Genomic DNA, 21,384 nt, shown 5'->3' with positions numbered 1-21,384 from the left:
TTTAGAAGTTCGCCCGCACGTTCACGCCGAAGCGCTTGGTGGTTGGTGCGTTGGTGAACTCGTAGCCCTGCTGGTTGCTGGCACCATAAGTGCTGGTTTCGGGGTCGAAATTGCTGTTCTTGGGCAGGTTAGGCGAATACCACCAGATGTTGCGGGCCGAAACAGAAATGTTGAAGAGGCTGAAGGGCGTTTTGCCAAGGAAGCCTTTGGGCAGGTCGTAGCCCAGCGAAACTTCCCGCAGACGCACCGTGGTGGCGTCGTACACGGACTGCTCGTTGTAGCCGTTCGACGCCGCGCCACCCCCCACGCCACCGCTGGAGAAGTACAGGTCGTTGACCGTAATGGCCGTGGTGTTGCGAATAACGGCGCCGCTTGCGTCAACAGCGGCTTTCTTGGTAACCGGGTCCCAACGAACCCCGTTGAGCACCACCAGCCGGTTGCGGTCTTCGGTGTCTTTCGTTACCCCGCGGCCCAGTTCCTCTTGCAGCGTGGTCGAATACAGCGAGCCGCCCTTGCGGTAGTCCACCACTACGTTCATCGTAATGCCTTTGTAGGTAAACTGGTTGATAAAGCCCATCAGGAAGTCGGGGTTGGGGTTGCCGATAACCTTGAGTTTCGGCGACAGCACCAAGCGACCATCCAAGGGATTGATGTACAACTCCCCGTTGGCATCGCGCAGGGGGGCAGTGCCCAGCAGCACGCCGTAAGGCTGGCCGGGAATGTGCACTGAGCGAACCTGACCGGCAAACGTATTGCCCAGGATAAGTGTGTCGCCGTTGGCGTTGGTGCTGGCAATGATATTGCGGTTGCGGCTGAAGTTGAACGTGCTGCTCCAGCGGAAGCCAGCGGCTTCAACCGGCACCGCCGTAAAGGCTACTTCGAAGCCCTTGTTGGTGATTTCGCCAAAGTTCGTCTGGGCTGCACCGTAGCCGGTGGCCGATGGATAGGATATTACCCCAATCAGGTTGGTCGAGCGTTTGTCGTAGTAAGTACCGTTGAACGAGATGCGGTTGCGGAACAGCGCGAGTTCGGTGCCCAGCTCCAGTTCAGACGTGAATTCTGGGGTCAGCTTGGCGTTGTTTACCACCCCGCTGATGCCAATGCCCGGCACGCCCTTGAAGGGCAGCGAACCGCTGGGGTTGGTGACGTAGCCCGTGGGGCCCGAGGCGTAGGCCGGCGCATCGCGGCCCACCTTACCATAGGCGGCCCGAACTTTCAGCAAATCCAGCCAGCGGTAGTCCAGGTTCAACGCTTCGTTCAGAACCAGCGAACCGGCGGCACTCGGATAAAAAAACGAGCGGCCCGTATTGCCAACAATACCGTCACGGTTGAGCGTCGACGAGAAGTCGTTGCGACCCGTTACGGTCACGAAGGCGAAGTTCTTGTAGCCCACCGTGGCGTTACCCAGCAGGCCCATCAAGTGCCGCTCGGCATAAGCATAGCCGTAGGTGCTTTTCTCCGTGGTGTTCTCGATGTTGTCGATGCCAAACGTGATAATGCCGGTACCGAGGTAAGACTTGCCTTCGTATTTGCGAGCATTGATGTTTTGGCCAATGCTGGCGGTCAGGCTGATGTCTTCGGTGATATTCTTGTTGAAGTTTAACAGAGCGGTTTGCTCGAATTCGGTGTTCTGAATGTTGTCTTCGATAATCTGGCTGACGCCACGGTTGGCCAGGGAGCCGGGCCGGATGGTGCTGGACCGAATATCGGTGTACGTGTTTACACCACCGGTGTAAGTCAGCGTCAGCCAGTCCTTGATAGCATAGGACAGGCCCAGGCTGCCCACCACACGGTCTACGCGCGATTTGTAAATGGCATTCTCCACCGACCACAGCGGGTTATCGGCTTGGGTGGTCAACCAGGCAAATACGGGGCCTTTGGTCACGGGGTCCTGGTAGGGGAGGCCCTGCAGGTTGAGGCTGCGGGTCAGAAACAGGGTGCGGGAAAAAGCCGAAGCGCTGCCGGAAGCCGAGTTGTTAGCCCCCACAATAGGACCCTGCTGGTTGGTGTTGGTGTAAGCAACGTTGCCGCTAACAGTCAGTTTATTAAACCGGCCAGAGCCGCCCGCGCTGATGTTGTTGCGCACAAACGACGAGTTGGGAATGGTGCCCTGCTGGTCGGCCCGCGAAACAATGGTCGTAAAGGTCGAATTATCCGAAGTAGAGCTCAGCGACACCGAGTTTTCGTACAGGTGACCCGTGTTGAAAAAGTCTTTGACGTTGTTGGGGTAAGCCTGGTACGGAATGCGCGTGCCTGCCGGAATGTTCGGAAAGTCCGGGTTGCCGGCCTGCGGGTGGGCAATTGTAGCCGGAGCGCCCTGAATAGTGTTCCCAAACTCGGGACCCCAGGAGCCGTTGGCATCGGAGTTCACGAAGTTGGAACCCGCGCCATACTTGTTCTGATAGTTTGGCAGCGCCGCCACCTTTTCAATGGCGTAACCGGTGGTGTAGCCAATCTGAATGCCTTTGGCACCACGGCCGCCACCGCCGGTTTTGGTCGTAATCACGATAACGCCGCCTGCGGCACGTGAGCCATACAGCGCCGCCGCCGCCGCACCCTTCAGCACGTTGATGGTAGCAATGTTGTTTGGGTCCACGTCGGAGGTCCGGCTCGAGTACGAAGCCCCGTTTACCAGTGGGCTATCCGATTCCGTCTGGGTGTTATCGTAAGGCACACCATCCACTACAAATAGTGGCTGGTTGTCACCAAAAAACGACGTGTTGCCCCGAATGGTAATGCGGGAAGAAGCACCCGGTACGCCACTCGAGCTCAGAATATTCACCCCGGGAACCTTGCCCGTGAGGGTGCGCAGCAGGTCGGGCTCAGATTTTTGCACAATCTGCTCAGCCTTTACTTCCGAAACGGCAAAGCCAAGCGCCCGCTTTTCACGCGAAATGCCAAGAGCTGTTACGGTTACTTCATCCAGCTGCTTGTTGTCTACTGCCATGGAGACATTCACCGGGCCGCTTGCGCCGATGGCTTGGTCGGTAGTAATGTAGCCCAAGTACTTAAACTGCAGGGTAGCAGCCGAGGCGGGCACATTCATTTCAAAGCGGCCATCTGCGTCGGTGGCAGTGCCCGTGGTAGTGCCTTTCACGATAACGCTAACCCCGGGCAAGCCCTCGTTATTGCTTTTGTCAAGCACACGGCCTGATATCTGCCGCGTTTGCGCCCAGCTCCGCCCGGCAAGGGTCAGCAGCAAGAGCAGGCTTAATAGTAAGATTCTCTTCATTGAGTTGTAAAAGTGGGTGTGTGAAAAAAAGAGGAAAACAGTATGGGTGTGGCAGTTTAAAAGATGAAAGTACGGCATTTACCGAAAATGTCCCCACAGTAGAGTTGTGATATTTGCCTTTGACAGCCCTTTAGCGGCTAAGTTGGCGTTTTTGATAGGGGCCATTCTAGGCTATACCAGCGCACTTCATCCGTAAGCGGACGGCTGTTGTGATTATAATAATGTTATTTAGTTGTACTTTTAGTGTATAAGCGTATTGTTATAGGTCTGCTTATATCAGACATCGTTGATAATCAATAATTTGAATGATAACACCGTTTCTTAATTGTGTTATAGTTGTTTTGTATATGATTTTGTTAATAAATTGACATTAACTTTAATAGCTAATGCATTGAATATATAAGCAGTATGTCATCTACTACTATCAAATCCTCCTGATTTTGCTCGTTAATTTCATCCACAGCGCTTGGACAAGCTATGCCGCTATGATGTTGTCCGACATATCGAAGCATCGATGATGAAATTAAACTTCATGTTGGGGCGTACTTTTCGGGCGCCTGTCCGGGAATGAGCCCACAACTTTTGAGGACCTAACCTATCAGAATACAAAATACTTGCATCCGAAACCTAGTGTTTAGCGAGATTTGCTTATCTTAGTAAAGTTGGTTTATGTATTCAATCAACTTAATATTGATATTGAATACCGGGGGGCGCGAAATATTGGCGTAACAAAAAAACTTGTAATACCTTGCCATTAGATTGGTCTCATTAAGTTCTTTTTTCTTCATTTCTACCACTTTTTTTCAATTCACTCACCATTTTCATTACTACATGAAACACTTCTTTTTCATGGTCGTCTTACTGATGACCTGCCTGTTGCAGCAGGTAAATGCACAAGACCGAACTGTCTCGGGTCGCGTGACGGACCGTTCTAACGGGCAAGGCTTGCCCGGTGCAACGGTTCTGGTAAAAGGTACCACCATCGGTGCATCAACCAATGCAGATGGTTCCTTCTCGCTGAGTGTGCCGGCAAGCGCCACGGCCCTTAGCATCAGCTCCGTTGGTTTCGCCAGCATTGAGCAGCCTATCGGCTCCAATTCTACTTTCAACATTTCGCTGGCCGCCGATACCAAACAGCTTGGTGAAGTAGTCGTGACCGCCCTCGGTCAGGAGCGTACCCGTAACTCGTTGCCCTTCGCTGCCACGCAAGTGGAAGGCAGCCAAGTAACGGCCGCTCGTAACCCCAACGCCATCAACGGCTTGTCGGGTAAAGTAGCAGGTGTGCAAATCCGTCAGAGCAACACCTTGGGTGGCTCGACCAACATCCTGATTCGCGGTACCAAGTCAATCACTGGTAACAACCAGCCGTTGTTCGTAGTAGATGGTGTGCCAATCAGCAACGCCAACACCAACACCTCGGGTCAGCAGACCGGTGGTGGTGGTTATGACTACGGCAACGCTGCCGCCGACATCAACCCGGATGACATCGCCACCATGACGATTCTGAAAGGTGCAGCTGCTACCGCTCTCTACGGTGAGCGTGCTAGTAACGGCGTTATCCTCATCACCACTAAGAAAGGCCGTCAGGGCCTGGGCGTTACCATCAACGCTGGTATCACCGGTGGTCGCATCGACAAAAGCACTTTCGTTACTTACCAGAAGGAGTACGGCGCTGGTTACGGCCCTACTTTCAACTCGGATGACGTGAACGGCGATGGTATCCCTGATACTTACAACCAACTGGACGCTGACGCATCAGCTGGCCCGCGTTTCGACCCGAACCTGAACGTATACCAGTGGAATGCTTTCCTACCGGGTACTTCGAGCTTCGGCAAGGCTACGCCTTGGGTAGCTGCTGCTAACGACCCGTCGACTTTCTTCGAAACCGCTCGCACGCTGAACAACAGCATCACCATCGACGGCGGTAACGAAAAAGGTACCTTCAAACTCGGCTACAACAGCGTACGCGATAAAGGTGTACTGCCAAACAGCCAGGTTAACAAAAACACTGTCAACTTCGCTGGTACGTTGAACCTCACGAGCCGCCTGACGGCTAGTGCTTCGGTAAACTTCTCGGAAGTAGACGGCAAAGGCCGTTATGGCACCGGCTACAGCGGTACGTTCGGTGAAAACCTGATGACCAACTTCCGTCAGTGGTGGCAGACCAACGTTGACCTGAAAGAGCAAAAGCAGGCGTACGAGTACGCTGGTCTGAATGCTAGCTGGAACCTGTCGGCTCCCAGCTCTACTTCTAAAGCAGAATACTGGAACAACCCTTACTTCTCCCGTGCCAAGAGCTTCGAAACGGATTCGCGCTACCGCACTTTCGGCAACGTTGCCCTTAACTACAAGGTAACGGATTGGTTTAGCGTACTGGGCCGCGTTACCCTGGACTCGAACGACGACCTGCAGGAAGAGCGCATGGCTTATGGCTCGGTTAACGTAGCTGGCTACAGCCGCTTCAACCGTACCTACCGCGAAGCCAACTTTGACCTGATTGGTAACTTCAAAGCTAAAATCAACGAGGACCTGAGCTTCAACGGTCTGTTGGGTGCCAACATGCGTCGTCAGGCTACGAAATCTATCCGCGCTACCACCAACAGTGGCCTTGTTATTCCCGAGCTGTACTCGCTGTCGAACAGCGTATCGGCTTTGAGCCCACCTGCTGAGCAAGACCTGCGCCAGGCAGTAGACGGTGTATTCGCTAGCGCTACCCTGGGCTTCCGCGACATGCTGTTCTTGGATTTGACGGCTCGTCAGGACAAGTCTTCGACTCTCCCAACGAACAAAAACACCTTCTTCTACCCTTCGGCAGCATTGGGTTTTGTGTTCTCTGAACTGGTAAAAGAAACCGCTCCGTGGTTGTCGTATGGCAAAGCCCGCGTAAACTACGCTGAAGTAGGTGCCGGTGCTCCTGTTTACAGCATTGTTGACTCTTACGACAAGCCTACCGCTTTCGGTTCGGTGGCCCTGTTCTCGGTGCCAAGCACTAAGAACAACCCCCTGTTGAAGCCCGAGCGTACGAAGAGCACCGAAATCGGTCTTGAAATGGCTTTCCTGAACACCCGCTTGGGTTTCGAAGCCAACGTGTACCAGTCGAACTCGATTGACCAGATTATTCCGATTAACATCTCGACCGCTACCGGCTACAGCTTCCGCTACGTTAACGCCGGTGATGTGCGTAACCGTGGTCTGGAACTCACTGCTTTCGTTACGCCTGTTAAAACCAACGATTTCACTTGGACGATTAACGCTAACTGGACCAAGAACCAGAACCGCGTAATGTCGCTCGCCGATGGCGTAGACAACATTGTACTGGCTAACTACCAGGGTGGTGTGTCGAGCAACGCTACTGTTGGTCAGCCCTTCGGCACCATCCGTGGTTTCAACTACGTTTACAAGGATGGCCAGCGTGTGGTTGGCACCGATGGCTACTACGTGAAAAGCGCTACCGCTAACGAAGTAATTGCTAACCCCAATGCTAACTGGACCGGCGGTGTTTCGAACACGGTATCTTACAAAGGCCTGTCGTTATACTTCCTGGTTGACGTACGCAACGGTGGTCAAATCTTCTCGCTGGACCAGTCGTATGGTCTGGACACGGGTCTGTACCCTGTAACGGCTGGTCTCAACGACCTGGGCAACCCTTCGCGTAACACCATTGCCAACGGCGGCGGTGTAATTTTCCCCGGCGTTCAGTCGGATGGCTCGGTTAACACGGTTCGTGCTGACAACAGCACGGTTAATGGCTACACTGCCTACGGCACCACGGTTAACCCCGCTGCTGCCTTCGTATACAGCGCCAGCTTCGTGAAACTGCGTGAAGTATCGCTGTCTTACGCACTGCCGAAAGCTTTCATGGCTAAAGTAGGTGGTGTGAAAGGTGCTGATATCTCCATCGTAGGCCGCAACCTGTGGATTATCAACAAGAACCTGCCTTACGCTGACCCGGAAGATGCTCCTAGCTCCGGTAACTTCGGCCAAGGCTATTCCACTGGCTCGTTCCCCGCTATCCGCACGCTCGGTGCTAACCTCCGTCTCAGCTTCTAATCAAACATGAAAAATATTCTTATTGCTGGTGCGTCAGCATTGATGCTGACAACCTCCTGCGTAGGGTCACTGGAGAGCAATTATAACGTTGACCCCAAATCCCCTACCACTGCTCTTGCATCGGGATTCATCGCCAATGCTGAACGCACGCTGGCTCGGACGCTCGTAAGCACGAACGTTAACCTCAATCCTTTCCGCTTCTACGTTCAATATTGGGCGGCTACGGACTACCCGACTGAGTCGCGCTATGACCAGAACACCCGGAACATTCCAAATGCGTACTGGTCAGCTCTGTATCGTGATTGCATCCGCGACTTGCGCGAGGCAAAAACGACGATTCCTACCGACTTGACGGTGCCTGCTGCTAACAAGACCAACGCTTTGGCCGTAACGGAAATTTTGGAAATCTATGCCTGGGCTAACCTGGTAGAGACTTTCGGAAACATTCCCTACACTGATGCGCTCGACTATAACAAGGCGCAGCCCAAGTACGACGACCAGGCTACCGTTTACAACGACCTGATTTCGCGGCTTGACGTAGCTATCGGCAAGATTGACCCGGCCGTAGCAACGGGCCTCGGTGCCAACGACTTGATTAATAACGGTAGCACGGCGCTGTGGCTCAAGTTTGCCTACGCCATGAAACTGCGCATGGCTCTCGTTATTGCCGATGTTGATGGTGCTAAGGCAAAGACCATGGCTGAGTCCACGATTGGTAAACTGCCGGCATCGAACGCTGACGTTATCGACTTGACTTTCAACGGCACGTTCCCCAACACCAACCCGCTTTATGAGGACCTGGTGAGAAGCGCCCGTACCGACTTTGCTGGTACCAGCTATTTTGTTAACCAGTTGAAGGGTACTTCTGGCCCGGCTACTGGTGTTGTAGACCCGCGTCTGAAGCAGTATTTCAACCCGGTGACTTCGACTACGGTCCCCGCGGGCACCTTCAACGGTGGTACGTACGGCTCGACGAACAGCAAATCCACCAACTCGCTGCCCGGCAACAAACTCCGTGGTCAGACGCTGCCTGGTGTAATTGTATCGTATGCTCAGGTTGAGTTGATGCTGGCTGAAGGTGCTCTCCGCGGCTGGAACGTAGGTGCAGGTACCACCGCCGAGTCGCACTACAATGCCGGCGTTACTGCTTCGATTACGGAGCCGCAGTGGGGTGGAACCGCCGCTGAAGCTGCCGCTTACCTGGCTCAGCCGAACGTGGCTTTCACTACGGCTCCCGGTACTCCTATCCAGCGTATTGCTTACCAGGAGTGGGTGGCTCTGTACAACCAGCCGGTTGAGGCCTGGACCTCGTGGCGTCGTCTGGATTACCCCGTGCTGACGCCTCCTGCTGCAGCTGTTTCGGGTATTCCGGTTCGTTTGCTCTACCCGGTTGTTGAGCAAAACATCAACGGTGCTAACTACTCGCAGGCTGCTTCCGCCATCGGTGGTGACAAGGCTGAGACTAAACTCTTCTGGGATAAAAAGTAACGGATTTCCGTTCAACGTAAAAAAGGCTGCCCAATCGGGCAGCCTTTTTTTGTCGCACAAAATCGGCTAATAGTAAGCTCGCCTTTGCTCTAGCTCTGCATCAGAAACCCTTTGATGAACTCGTCCAAATCCCCATCGAGGACGTTCTGTACATCGGTGCGCTCGATGCCGGTGCGCAGGTCCTTGATGAGCTTGTAGGGGTGGAGCACGTAGTTGCGAATCTGGGAGCCGAAGTCGATGCGCTTCTTGGTGGCTTCCACCTTGTCGCGCTCGGCGTGGCGCTTGTCCATCTCAATCTGGTAAAGCCGCGATTTGAGCATGCGCAAGGCGTGCTCCTTGTTCATGAGCTGGCTGCGCTCAATCTGGACGGCAATGATGATGCCGGACGGCGCGTGGGTGAGGCGCACGGCCGTTTCCACTTTGTTCACGTTCTGCCCCCCCGCGCCGCCGGCCCGGAACGTGTCCCAGGAGATGTCGGCGGGGTTGATTTCGATGTTGATGGTGTCATCAATCACCGGGTAGGCAAACACGGAGGCGAAGGACGTATGCCGCCGGCCGCTGCTGTCGAATGGCGACATACGCACCAAGCGGTGCACGCCGATTTCGCTTTTCAGGTAGCCGTAGGCGAAGTCCCCATCGATTTCGAGGGACGCCGACTTAATGCCCGCGCCTTCGCCGGGCTGGTAGCTGATTTGCTTCACCCCAAAGCCGTGGCTTTCGGCCCACATGATGTACATGCGCATGAGCATTTCGGCCCAGTCCTGGCTTTCGGTGCCGCCGGCGCCGGGGTTGATGTCGATGATGGCCGAAAGCTGGTCCTCCTCGTCCGAGAGCATGCGCTTGAACTCCAACTCCTCCAGCTTTTTGAGCGTGGCGTCGTAGTCGGCCTGCATTTCGGCTTCGCTCACGTCGCCTTCTTTATGGAAGTCGTAGAGCACTTCGGTATCAGCCAGCGCTTGCTGCACGGCGTCGAAATCATCGGTCCACGTCTTAATGGGCTTGATTTCGCGGAGCGTGGCTTCGGCGGCTTTGGAGTCGTCCCAGAAGCCGGGGGCCGTGGTTTTGGCCTCGTAGGCAGCTAATTGTTCTTTGCGGGCATCGTAGTCAAAGATACCTCCTCAGGGCCTCGGCGCGGCCCTTCAAGTCCTTAATCTGGTCTTGGGTCATGGTGGGGGAAATGGTGAAAGGTGGCCGGCAGCGGTGCCGTGGGCTCACCGAGGAAATTGATTGAACCGCGAAAGTACCGAATTCCAAAGCGGCAACCGGCCGGGGCCCTGCGGCGTACTACGAGGCCCTGGCCGGTTGCTCGGCTTTATTTCCCCTCTAGCCGGGGCAGCTCCCGGTTTTGCGACAGGTGCTTTGCACTGTGCGCTCGCCTACCGGTATAAATTTGCCTATGACCACAGAAGACCTGAAACAGGACTTTGATTCCGCCCGCATCAAGCACGTGCATTTCAAGAGCAAGCTGCGCTCCTTTCTCTTTGGCAATGGTGGCAGCGAAGGCCTGTTGCGGGACCCCGAGCAATGTGGCCTGGGTCTGTGGATAGCCACCCGTATGCGCGGGGCCGGGGTGTACGCGCACTTGCCCGAAGCTCGGCAGTTTGACCAACAGCACGTGCTGATTCATAAGGAGGCCAGCCGGCTGATGGACCTGTACCTCGCTGGCAATGTTCAGGAAGCGGGGGCGGGCTACGCGCCCCTGCAGGTGATTGCCGATGAAATGATGAGCCTGCTTCAAACCATGGAGACCAAGCTCCGTACCAAGGCCTGACCCGAAGCGATGCGCCCGCGCACCAGTGCATGAAAATAACCCTTACTACGAAGCTGTTTGCCGGATTTGTGCTGTTGCTGGCGCTGTTTTCGGTGATTGTCCTGTTCTCCTATAAACTGGCGGGCCAGGTGCTGCGCAATTCCCGGCAAGTAGAATCCTCCCAGCACGTTACCAACGAAGCAGTGAACCTGCTGCGGAACATTGTGGACATGGAAACCGGGTTTAGGGGCTACGTCCTCATCGGCAATGAGGCGACCTTGGACACCTATTATGAGGGAGAGCGCGACTTGGTTGGCCGGTTTTCTCAGCTGCGTACGCTGGTTGAAGAAAGCCCCGGGCAAGTTCAGTTAATCGACCAAACCCAGCGGCTCTTTCAGCAGTGGTTGGGTTATAGCCATTTGCTGATTTCGGAGAAGCGGGAGGCCCGCCGTCGCAACCCGTTGCAGCGCGGCCTGGATAACATGCCGCACCACCGCCTGGCCGAAACCCTTACTGGCAAGCAGCTGATGGATAATATCCGGTTTCGGCTAAATGAATTTGAGCAGACGGAAGCGGCCTCGCGCAAGGCCATGCGCCAGCGCCTGAACGACAGCATCACCCGAGCCGAATGGATGTCGGTGGGGCTGGCCATTATGGCGCTGGTGCTGGGGCTGCTGTGGGCACTGTACATCGTGCGGACGTTTGCCCGGCGGCTACGCGGCATGCTGAACCTGGCCCGGCGCATGGCCGATGGCGACTACGATACCCAGATTGTTGACAACGAGCAGGACGAGGTAAGCGAACTAACGGCCGCCCTCAATGTGATGGCGCGCACCGTGGGAGCCAACATCAACCAACTCGAAAGCCGCAACCAGGAGCTGGACCAGTTTGCCTACGTCGTGTCGCACGATTTGAAAGCCCCGCTGCGCGGCATCGAAAGCGCTTCCCGCTGGATTGAGGAAGACATGGGCAAGGATGCGCTGCCGCCGCACATCCGCGAGTTTCTGGGCATGATGCGCCAACGGGTGCACCGCATGGAAAAGCTTATCAGCGGCATTCTGGACCTGGCGCGCGTGGGCCGGGTAGCGCAGGCCAACGAGACGGTGTTTGTACGCACGCTGCTGCGCGAAATCATCGACAGCCTGCACCTGCCCGAGGGATTCAAGGTCGAGCTGCCCTTCTTTCTGCCCACGCTCACTACCAACGCCGTGCAGCTCCAACAGGTGTTCACCAACCTCATCAGCAATGCGGTGAAATACCACGACCACCCCGCGACGGGCACCGTGCACATCGGCTGCGACGACGCTGGCGAATTCTATTCGTTTTCGGTGGCCGATGATGGGCCTGGTATTGACCCGGAATACCACGACCGTATTTTTGTCATCTTCCAGACCCTGACGGAGCGCGATACCTTTGAAAGTACCGGCGTGGGGCTGGCCATCGTGAAAAAAATTGTGGAGCGGCAGGGCGGCCGCATCAGCGTCAAATCGGCCGAAGGTCAGGGCGCTAAGTTCATTTTTACCTGGCCCAAGCACCCGCCCAAAACCAAAAATGTGGCTGCTGCGGTAGCCACACCAGCCATTTCTACCGTATCAACCGCTACTTTATAGCAGCTTCGAGCTGCTATTTGCGGGCATTTTCCCGCTGTTGCCAATTGCCAAGCCTATGTCCGCCGACCATCCCACGCCCAGCATCCTGCTCGTGGAAGACGACCAGATGGACGTGATGAACGTGCAGCGCGAGCTGCGTCGCCAAAACATCAACGTGCCCCTCATCCACGCCCGCAACGGCCGTGACGCCCTCCGCATGCTCCGCGGCGAAGGTGGTGAACCCAAAATAGCCAAACCCAGCCTCGTGATGCTCGACATCAACATGCCGCGCATGAATGGCCTGGAACTGCTGGAAGTGCTGCGTTCCGACCCCGAGTTTGTGAACCTGAACGTCTTCATTATGACGACTTCCGACCTCGAATCGGACCGCCTGAAAGCGCAGGAACTGGCCGTGAGCGGCTACATCATCAAGCCCCTGAGCTTTGATACCTTCGGCGAAGGCGGGACCAGCGTGGACGGATTCAGCCTGTTTCTGGACCTGCTCAAGCTGAAGGATTAACATTGCCTATAGCAGCCGAAACCCCATGCGGTGGTGAGGGCTAGGGCCATGCGCCCTGATGGCCGCCCGATGGCTGGCGGTAGGGTAGCCCGCGTTCTGCTGCCAGCCGTATTCCGGAAATTCGTCGGCCAGAGTCATCATGTGCTCATCCCGAAAGGTTTTGGCCAGGATGGAAGCGGCGGCAATGTTGCGGTACAGGCCATCGCCGCCAATGATGCAGGTGTGCGCAAAGCCTGCCAATGGCGTAAACTGGTTGCCATCCACCAAAAGATGCGCTGGCCCAATGCCAAGCGCTGCCACCGCGCGGTGCATGGCCAGGTAGCTGGCCTGCGCAATGTTGATGCTGGTAATTTCTTCTACAGAGGCCTGACCCACTGCCCACGCTACAGCTTCGTCGCAGATGATGGGCCGCAGGGCGTCGCGCCGTTTGGCGCTGAGCTGCTTGGAATCATTGAGGAACTGCGGGGCAAAGTCGGGCGGCAGAATGACGGCCGCCGCGAAAACCGGGCCCGCCAGGCAGCCCCGGCCCGCTTCGTCGAGGCCCGCTTCGAGGGCGTGGCCGGTGTAGGTAGCTGTTAGCAACGAAAAAGGGAGTGAGGGAGGAAAATAACCGTTGCAAAGTTACTTTCATCTCTCACTCCCTTCGTGGTAACCGCGGGGTGATTAGTGGCTGCCAGCAGTGCTGCCCAGGTCCGTGGGCGTGCTTTCGCCGCGGCGCTGGCCCTGGCTGTCGCGGGGGCCTTCGTCGATTTCGGTGTCCTCGTCGGTCGATACGTATTCGTTGGTGACGGGGCCCAAGCCTTGCGTATTCTGAGCCAAGTCGGCTTCGGCCTGCGCGTGCTTCAGGTTAAAAAGCGGGTCGTGGTCTTCCGGGGTGGGGTTTTGCTTGGGTTTGGAATTGGGCTGAGCCATGAGGAAGGTGCCGGCCGGGATGTATGCAGCCAGATGAGGGTGGTACGGCAGCCCGCCCGTCAGGGTTAAGCACAACAGAAGCTCAACTGCCCATTGGAAATGCGGTAGGGCAGAATCAGGGCACAAAAAAAGGTCGCCACCCGAGGGTGACGACCTTAAAGTGGCGGGTCTGGCTTTGGAGGTGTCTACCCCACCTTTTCAGCCAGAGCGCCGCCGCACGAGAGGTCCTTCCTTTCCACATTTCCAGCCCGTGCGGGGGTACTTATGGGTCAAAGCTACGAAACCAAAAGGGGGGAGCGCAAGTGCGAATGGATTAATCTGGACGTTTAAGCGGCCAACGGCATGTTTTTCACGGCGGATGGCGGATTGGCGTCGCTGAACGATGGCTTTGACAAGGTCACAATAAGGCCGGTAGGGGCGTAGTTTTACGTTTTCTACTCAATAGTTTTCCTGTTCTTAGCCATGCAATCCGCAGCCCGCCCCGACGTAGACGAATCCCACAACCCTTGGCACACGCTCAGCAGCGAAATCAAGTACCACAACCCGTGGATTTCGGTGCGCGAAGACCAGGTGCGGAACCCCGGCGGCGGCCAGGGAATCTACGGCGTGGTAACTATGAAGAACAAGGCGCTGGGCATTGTGCCCGTCGATGCGGAGGGTAATACCTGGCTGGTGGGCCAGTACCGCTACCCGCTGAACGAATACAGCTGGGAAATTCCGATGGGCGGCGGCCTGGTAGAGCTAGATATTCTGGAATCGGCCCAACGCGAGCTGAAGGAGGAAACCGGCCTCACGGCGGCCCGCTGGACGCGTATTGCCCGTCTGCACACGTCCAACTCAGTGACGGATGAGGAAGGCTTTGTGTACCTGGCCGAAGACCTGACGCAAGGCGAACTGGAGCCCGAAGAAACCGAAGACCTGCGCCTGTGGAAGCTACCGCTGGCCGAAGCCATCCGGATGGTGATGGACGACCGGATTACGGACGGCATCAGCGTAGCGGGCCTGCTGAAGGCGGAAAAAGTGCTGGCCGCCCGCACGTAGCCGCCTGCTGATAGCGAATTTTGCGGCCGTCTGGGAGGTCGTTGCCGGCCGGCCCGGTGCCTTGGTGCAATGCACTCCGGCTGGCTAGCCTAACTTTGCTGCCATGCGCCATATGCTTCGTTACCTCAGCCATCGTCTTTACACTACGTGGGCTACGTTCTGGTTCATCGTGCCGTTTGTGCTCACGTACCCGGTGCAATGGTATTTCAGCCGGCGGCCCGACGGGGGCAGGGTGGTGCACGCGCTAAACCGCTTTTGGTCGTGGCTGTCCATTACGATGTGGGGCGTGCCCGTGGAAGTGGTGCGCGAAAGCCAGGGCCCCAATCCGCAGCCTTGCGTGTACGTGGCCAATCATGGCTCGTACATCGACATCATGATGCTCTTCAAGTATATCCCGGGCTTCCTGAACATGATGGGCAAGGCCTCGCTGGCAAGAGTGCCGGTGTGGGGTCCCATTTTTGGGCGGGTCTACATCACCGTGGACCGGGCCAGCGCTGTGAGCCGGGGCCGGGCCATGGTGGCGGCCCGCCGCAACCTGGCCGATGGCAAGAGCATCGCCATTTTTGCGGAAGGCCGCATATCGCCCACCCCGGGCAAGGAATTGCTGCCGTTTCTGGATGGAGCCTTTCAGATGGCCATCGAGGCCGGGGTGCCCATCGTGCCAGTGGGCATGCCGCTGAACCATATGTTTATGCCCGATGTGGAAAAGGGCCTGCGCGTGCGCTACCACCGGCTCAAAATCGTTTTCCATCCGCCCATTCCTACTACCGGCCTCACCCTGGCCGACATACCCGAATTGAAAGCGCGGGTGTATGCTCAGCTGTCCGCCGATTTGCTGCCCGAAGGCGCCGTGAAACCCGGCCCCAGTACCTGGCGCGCGCCGAGTGCCGTTGCCTCATCTGAGCAGCGGCAGTCCACCAACTCATAATTCATACTTCAAAACTCGTAATTAACATGAGCACCGACCTTGGCACCCTGCGCGGCCTGGCCCACCTGGCCCGCCTCGAATTTGACGAAACCCGCGAGCAGCAAATGCTCGGCGACCTGAACAATATCCTCGATTTTGTGGCTCAGCTCGAAGGCCTCGACACGACAGGCGTGGAGCCACTGGTGCACCTTTCGCAGGAAATCAACGTGTTGCGCGACGACGAGGCCCGCAACACCGTGAGCCATCAGGACGGCCTGCGCAACGCACCCCGCAAGGATTCGGACTACTTCCGGGTACCCAAAGTGCTGGAATAGTTGGTGACGCCGCAATCTGTAAGCCCTCGCGCCGTGGCGCGGCCCGGCTGGCTGGTCTGGCTGGCCGCGCTGGCCGTGGGCCTGACCATCTTTTATTATTTCACGGGCGAAAACAGCACGCTGCCCGTGCGCGAAGTAGCGCACCTGGAAGCCACGCCCCTGACGCTGGACAGTGTGGCGGCCGGCCCGGTGCACCTGCCGGTGCAGGCCAGCAGCTTCATCGTGACGCTGACGCACGACGTGGCGGGGCCATTTACGCAGCCCGTGGCGGCGGGCGTGTTCCTGGTGCTGCTGGCGGTGGTGCTGGCGGGCTGGGTGGCGGTGGTGAGTACGCTGGCGCGCATGGCTTTCGTAGCGGGCATGATACCGGTTATTTTCCTGCTGCTGTCGTTGAATACCGAGTCGCTGGGTATTTTCAACACCAGCGAGCGGTATTTCCTGTACCTCATGCTGGGGCTGGTAGGCGGTATCGGTTTCGCCCTGCACGCTTTTGCCGAGGACTGGCCGCTCTGGCGGCGGGCCGGGGTGATGGGGGCCGTAGTGGCCGGGCTGAGCGCATTGTTGCTCGCCCAAAGCCAGCTGCCCGTTGTGGATACCGTGCTGCAGCTGGCGGCGTATGCTACGCCGGGCGGCGCGGTGCTGGTAGCACTGCTTGTGTTGTGGGTGGGCTTGGAAAATATCCGGGCCCTGCTGTGGTTCAATACCCAGGCCGAGCAGCCGGGCGGACGGTTTGGCCTGTTGCCGTTTGTGGCGGCTAGCCTGCTCTACTTGGGCGTACTGGCGCTCTACGTCTGGAACGATGACGCGCTGCAATTGCTGCCGGGCCTGAACCTCGACCCGCTGGTGCTGCTGGTGCCGGCCGTGGTAACCAGTTGGCTGGGCCTGCGGCTGCGGGCGCCTAGCTACGCGGCCTGGGTGCCATATACTGAGGGAATGGCGCAGCTGTACCCATTAATTGTGTTGGGCGCGGCCGGGGCGCTGGGCTATGCGTTTGCCACGGCCAACACGCCCCTGCTGGTGGCGGCCCGTAGCTTCACGGGGCTGGCGCTGCTGCTGCTGGGGGCGCCGTTTTTGCTGTATGTGCTGGTGAACTTTGCACCGCTCATCCGGCAGCGGTTGCGGGTGTACCGAGTGGTGTTTGAGCCACGCCGCCTGCCGTTCTATTCGGTGTATATTTTGTCGATAGGGGGCCTAGTGCTGGTGCAGTCGCGCCAGGATTTCCCGCTGGCCAACCAGGTGATGGCCGGCCAGTACAACAACCTCGGCGACCTCACGCGCCAGCAAAGCGAAGCCGCGCCCGACGACCTCAGCCTCGCCGGTCTGGCGGAGCGCTACTACGCCGAAAGCGGCGACGTGCTGTACCGCGCCAACCGGCACGCCGAGTTTGGCCGGGCGGCCATCTTCCGCTTCCGCCAGCAGCGCCGCAACGAAATACTCTCCCTGCGCCGGGCCCTGCTGCGCGGGCCGGATGAGAAGGTTTCACTCCGTCTGGCCACGCTTTATAACGACCCGGACGACTTATTCGAAGGCCTGGACATCCTGCGCGGCGGCCTGAAAGCCCACCCGCGTAGTGCGGCGCTGGCCGGCGATTTGGCCCAGCTCTTCACCCGCACCACGATAACCGATTCCGTCGCCTTCTACCTCGACAAAGCCGAGCAGCTGGCCCCCGGCAGCTACGCCAGCCGCACCAATCAGTTGGCCTTTTTGCTGAGCCAGAACCTGCTGGCCGATGCCCGGAAGCGCAGCGCCCAGCTGAACCTGAAAACCACCGAGCCGGGCCTGATGAGCAACTTCACGCTGCTCCAGCTCCGCACTGCCACGCCAATGGAGCCCACGCCCACCGCCCCGGCCGCCGATGTAGAGGTTTTGGACGAAGCCACTTTTGCCCAGCTCTACCACGCGGTGCTATGGGACGTGGCCCGGCGCAAAGCCCAGCTCACGCCCGCCTTGCTGGCCCAGCTGAACCGCTTGGCCACACAGCCGGCTAATTCCAGCTACTACGAGCAGCTCCTTTTTCTGCAGGCGCTGGCGCGGCACGCGCTGGGGCAGGAGCAGGTAGCGCGGCAGCTGCTTCTGCCGCTGGCGACGGGCACTACGGCTACTTCAGCCTACTTCCAGCAGCTGCTGGCGCTGTGGCAGCTTCAGCAGGGCCAATACGCCACTGCCGCCGACCAGCTGGCTTTTGCTGCCTCGCACGGCGCTCCCCAGGCCGCCGAAATGCGGGTGTATGCGCTGGCCCTGAGCGGTAATGCCGACTCGGTGCGGGCCGCCACGGCGCGGCTCCTGGCTTCGCCCGATTCGGCCCAGCAGCGGCAGGGGAGGCAGGTGCAGCAGTTGCTGGCTGCTGGCCGCCCGGCACTGGCTACTGATACAGCCGGTCGCGTGGGCATGGCCTGGCTGGCGGAGGCACGGCGGGCTGAACAGGAGCGCAATGCTGCCGCTGCCGCCAAAAGCTACCAGCGCATCGTGCGCGAAGCCCCGTTCAATGCCACGGCCGTCCTGGCAGCTGCTGGGTTCTACACGCGCCGACACGATTATACAAACGCCTACTCAGCCCTGCGCGCCGGCCTCGACGAAAACCCGGAGTCGCTGCCGCTGTTGCGGGCTTATGTGCTGGCCGCCGCCGATGCCGGCCTGACCGAATACGCCGCCGATGCCCTGGCCCAGCTGCGCCGCCAGCTCCCGCCCGATACTTATGCTACTTTAGCAACGGAGTACGCCGCCCATCAGGCAGCCCGCGCGGCCGCCGGGGCGTCTTTCTCCCAAGCGCCCGCTTCCTCACCTCTGCAATAAGCTCTCTGCTCCATGAATCCGAACGTTATCGAAACCACCGACATCGCCAAAGCCTACGTGATGGGCACGGAGGTAATCAACGCGCTGCGCTCGGTTACCATCAAGATTGCGCGCGGCGAGTACGTGGCGTTTATGGGGCCGTCGGGTTCGGGCAAGTCGACGCTGATGAACATTGTGGGCTGCCTCGATACGCCCAGCAAGGGCCAGTACATCCTCAATGGGCAGGACGTGAGCCGCATGAGCGACAACCAGCTGGCTGAGGTGCGCAACAAGGAAATCGGCTTCGTTTTCCAGAGCTTCAACCTGCTGCCCCGCGCCTCGGCCCTCGATAACGTGGCCCTGCCGCTCATCTACGCCGGCCTGAGCAAGCGCGAGCGCACCGAACGCGCCATGGAAAGCCTGCGCTCGGTGGGCCTGGCCGACCGTGCCTCGCATCGCCCCAACGAGCTTTCGGGCGGCCAGCGCCAGCGCGTGGCCATTGCCCGCGCCCTCGTGAATAACCCCAGCGTGCTGCTAGCCGATGAGCCCACCGGTGCCCTCGACTCGAAAACCAGCCACGAAATCATGGACCTGTTTGAGGCGCTGTATGCCAAGGGCAACACCATCATCATGGTGACGCACGAAGAGGACATTGCCCGCTACGCCCACCGCATCGTGCGCCTGCGCGACGGGCTGGTGGAGACGGATGAAATCAACCACGACGTGATGAAGCACGCCGTCGTCGGGCATTAAAAAAAACGTCATGCTGAGCATAGCGAAGCGTCTTGCTCACCGTAAGTAATCCAATCGGTTGAGTCAGCTACTGCGGGCAAGATGCTTCGCTGCGCTCTGCATGACGTTTTAGAAAGACTAATCAAGCCCAATGAAAATCTACACCAAAACCGGCGACAAAGGCCTTACCTCCCTCATCGGCGGCACCCGCGTGCCCAAGAGCAGCCTGCGCATTGAGTGCTACGGCACGGTGGATGAATTGAATTCCCACCTCGGGCTGGTGCGCGACCTGGACGTGAACGCCGGCCGCCGGCCGTTGCTCAAGGAAATCCAGGACCGGCTGTTCACCATCGGCTCGGCCCTGGCGGCCGACCCGGAGAAGTCGAAAATGAAGCTGCCCGACCTGCACGCCGCCGACGTGACGCTGCTGGAAGACGAAATAGACCGCCTCAACCTCGATTTGCCCGAGCTGCGCGCCTTTATTCTGCCGGGCGGCCATCCCGCCGTAAGCCACGCCCATATAGCGCGTTGCGTGTGCCGCCGCGCCGAGCGCCTCGTTATTCACCTGGCCGAAGATGCTTTTGTGGCCGATTTGGTGGTGGTGTATCTGAACCGCCTGTCCGATTTCCTGTTTGTGCTGAGCCGGGCCATGGCCCACGAGCTGGGCGTGGAGGAAGTGACCTGGCAGGCCCGGCTGTGAACCGAAACAACCCCTTTGAGCGTCATGCAGAAAGAAGCCCGGCCGCCCCGCTCAGGCTTCGACAAAGCCGGCGAGCCGATTGATTCCGGCCAACTGCCGACCTTTGCCTTAATAATTACCCACACCCTCTCTAATTCCGTACTCGGAAAATCCCACCCACGCGTACCCCGTAACTGCCCTTTTTATGATAGACACGCTTCCGATTCACACGCAGCCAACCACGGCCTCGCGGCTGGCCTCGCAGGACTTCGAGCACCTCGAATTCGGCAAAGTATTCTCCGACCACATGTTTGTGGTGGACTACCGCGACGGCGAGTGGCAGGATGCCCAGATTTTGCCTTACGGCGACCTCTCGGTGAGTCCCGCCAACTCAGCCCTGCACTACGGCCAGGCCATTTTCGAGGGCATGAAGGCCTACCACCAGACCGACGGCGGTGTGGCCTTGTTCCGCCCCATCGACAACTGGGCGCGCCTCAATGCCTCGGCCGAGCGCATGTGCATGCCCACGATTCCGGAAGAGCTGTTTATGCAGGGCCTGCGCGAGCTCATCAAGCTCGATGCGGGCTGGGTGCCCACGGGTGCTGGCAGCTCGCTCTACATCCGTCCGTTCATGTTTGCCACCGATGGCTTCATCGGCGTGCGGCCATCGGAGGCCTACCGATTTGTGATTTTCACCTGCCCCGTGGGCTTGTACTATAACAAGCCGTTGCGCGTGCGCTTCGAGCAGAAGTACGTGCGCTCGGCCGAGGGCGGCGCGGGCTACGCCAAAAACGCCGGCAACTACGGCGCGGCCATGTACCCCACCAAGCTGGCCCAGCAGGAGGGCTACAACCAGCTTATCTGGACCGATGCCTCCGAGCACCGCTACGTGGAAGAATCGGGTACCATGAACGCCATTTTTGTGATTGACGGCCGCGTGGTGACGCCCGCCCTCAGTACCAGCATCCTCGACGGCATCACGCGCCGCAGCGTGCTGGAGCTGGCCCACGACATGGGCATGCCCGTGGAAGAGCGCAAGGTGAGCAGCCGCGAAATTGTGGAAGCCCTGCATGCCGGCAAGCTGGAAGAAGCTTTCGGCGCCGGCACGGCCGCTACCATCGCGCCCATTGCCGTTATCGGCTACGAAGGCCACGACTACGAGCTGCCCGAAGTGGGCCCCAACGCCTTCTCGAAGCGCGTAGGAGCGGCCCTGGATGCCATCCGTACCGGCGAGGGTGCCGACGTGCACAACTGGATGGTGGCCGTGTAGCCATCTGTCATCCTGAGCGGAGCGAAGGACCTTATCACTTTTGAATAACTTATTCTGATGTAATAAGGTCCTTCGCTCCGCTCAGGATGACAGGAACAAACTGAAAA

Annotated in this window: 16 protein-coding genes; 12 read left to right on the top strand and 4 right to left on the bottom strand. The window is 58.3% G+C overall.

From position 1 onward, the window contains the following. Position 1: 1 nt before the first annotated feature. Entirely contained in the window at positions 2-3,232 is a 3,231-nt protein-coding gene (locus ACYVM5_RS01895) for a SusC/RagA family TonB-linked outer membrane protein (RefSeq protein WP_460616486.1), read from the bottom strand. Positions 3,233-4,063: 831 nt separating this feature from the next. Here ACYVM5_RS01895 and ACYVM5_RS01890 point away from each other — a divergent pair. Both ACYVM5_RS01890 and ACYVM5_RS01885 read left to right on the top strand, forming a co-directional pair. Continuing rightward, complete coding sequence (locus tag ACYVM5_RS01890) at positions 4,064-7,282, top strand: SusC/RagA family TonB-linked outer membrane protein (RefSeq protein ID WP_460616485.1); 3,219 nt, start codon at positions 4,064-4,066, stop codon at positions 7,280-7,282. 6 nt (positions 7,283-7,288) lie between these two features. Continuing rightward, a complete protein-coding gene (locus ACYVM5_RS01885; RefSeq protein ID WP_460616484.1) occupies positions 7,289-8,770 on the top strand; it encodes a RagB/SusD family nutrient uptake outer membrane protein in 1,482 nt (493 codons plus the stop codon). 89 nt (positions 8,771-8,859) lie between these two features. Here ACYVM5_RS01885 and prfB read toward each other — a convergent pair. Then, positions 8,860-9,937, bottom strand: a protein-coding gene (prfB, locus tag ACYVM5_RS01880) for a peptide chain release factor 2 (protein WP_460616483.1) whose coding sequence is annotated in 2 segments (ribosomal slippage) — positions 8,860-9,876 and positions 9,878-9,937 — 1,077 coding nt in all. Because the reading frame shifts where the segments join, the coding sequence is not laid out codon by codon here. A gap of 229 nt (positions 9,938-10,166) precedes the next feature. On the opposite strand from prfB, the gene ACYVM5_RS01875 reads away from it, so the two are divergent. The 3 genes from ACYVM5_RS01875 to ACYVM5_RS01865 are packed head-to-tail and all read left to right on the top strand — an operon-like array spanning position 10,167 to position 12,629. Then, entirely contained in the window at positions 10,167-10,541 is a 375-nt protein-coding gene (locus tag ACYVM5_RS01875; RefSeq protein ID WP_460616482.1) for a CZB domain-containing protein, read from the top strand. Positions 10,542-10,570: 29 nt separating this feature from the next. Then, a complete protein-coding gene (locus ACYVM5_RS01870) occupies positions 10,571-12,130 on the top strand; it encodes a sensor histidine kinase (protein WP_460616481.1) in 1,560 nt (519 codons plus the stop codon). 55 nt (positions 12,131-12,185) lie between these two features. Further along, positions 12,186-12,629 carry a response regulator gene (locus tag ACYVM5_RS01865; RefSeq protein WP_198067841.1) on the top strand — a complete coding sequence of 148 codons (444 nt, stop codon included), beginning with the start codon at positions 12,186-12,188 and terminating at the stop codon, positions 12,627-12,629. A gap of 6 nt (positions 12,630-12,635) precedes the next feature. On the opposite strand, the gene ACYVM5_RS01860 is transcribed toward ACYVM5_RS01865, so the two are convergent. Then, entirely contained in the window at positions 12,636-13,211 is a 576-nt protein-coding gene (locus tag ACYVM5_RS01860; protein WP_460616480.1) for a ribonuclease HII, read from the bottom strand. A gap of 81 nt (positions 13,212-13,292) precedes the next feature. Then, the gene (locus tag ACYVM5_RS01855) at positions 13,293-13,541 is read right to left on the bottom strand and encodes a hypothetical protein (RefSeq protein WP_460616479.1); all 249 of its coding nucleotides are present in this window, start codon (positions 13,539-13,541) and stop codon (positions 13,293-13,295) included. Positions 13,542-14,003: 462 nt separating this feature from the next. Here ACYVM5_RS01855 and ACYVM5_RS01850 point away from each other — a divergent pair, with 462 nt between their 5' ends. The 7 genes from ACYVM5_RS01850 (at position 14,004) to ACYVM5_RS01820 (ending at position 21,277) form a co-directional block, all read left to right on the top strand. Continuing rightward, positions 14,004-14,582, top strand: coding sequence for an NUDIX hydrolase (locus ACYVM5_RS01850; RefSeq protein WP_460616478.1), 579 nt, complete (start codon positions 14,004-14,006; stop codon positions 14,580-14,582). 103 nt (positions 14,583-14,685) lie between these two features. Further along, complete coding sequence (locus ACYVM5_RS01845) at positions 14,686-15,510, top strand: lysophospholipid acyltransferase family protein (RefSeq protein ID WP_460616477.1); 825 nt, start codon at positions 14,686-14,688, stop codon at positions 15,508-15,510. Positions 15,511-15,536: 26 nt separating this feature from the next. Further along, a complete protein-coding gene (gatC, locus tag ACYVM5_RS01840) occupies positions 15,537-15,824 on the top strand; it encodes an Asp-tRNA(Asn)/Glu-tRNA(Gln) amidotransferase subunit GatC (RefSeq protein ID WP_168671800.1) in 288 nt (95 codons plus the stop codon). 3 nt (positions 15,825-15,827) lie between these two features. Next, on the top strand, positions 15,828-18,617 hold the full coding sequence (locus ACYVM5_RS01835; protein WP_460616476.1) for a tetratricopeptide repeat protein: 2,790 nt from the start codon (positions 15,828-15,830) through the stop codon (positions 18,615-18,617). Positions 18,618-18,629: 12 nt separating this feature from the next. Then, the gene (locus ACYVM5_RS01830) at positions 18,630-19,349 is read left to right on the top strand and encodes an ABC transporter ATP-binding protein (protein ID WP_460616475.1); all 720 of its coding nucleotides are present in this window, start codon (positions 18,630-18,632) and stop codon (positions 19,347-19,349) included. A gap of 130 nt (positions 19,350-19,479) precedes the next feature. Beyond that, positions 19,480-20,028, top strand: a complete 549-nt coding sequence (locus ACYVM5_RS01825) for an ATP:cob(I)alamin adenosyltransferase (RefSeq protein WP_460616474.1) — start codon at positions 19,480-19,482, stop codon at positions 20,026-20,028. A 184-nt stretch (positions 20,029-20,212) separates the two neighbouring features. Further along, the gene (locus tag ACYVM5_RS01820; protein WP_460616473.1) at positions 20,213-21,277 is read left to right on the top strand and encodes a branched-chain amino acid transaminase; all 1,065 of its coding nucleotides are present in this window, start codon (positions 20,213-20,215) and stop codon (positions 21,275-21,277) included. Positions 21,278-21,384 lie beyond the last annotated feature (107 nt).

The organism is Hymenobacter ruber (assembly GCF_054783255.1).
This window is presented reverse-complemented; position numbering and strand designations above follow the sequence as displayed.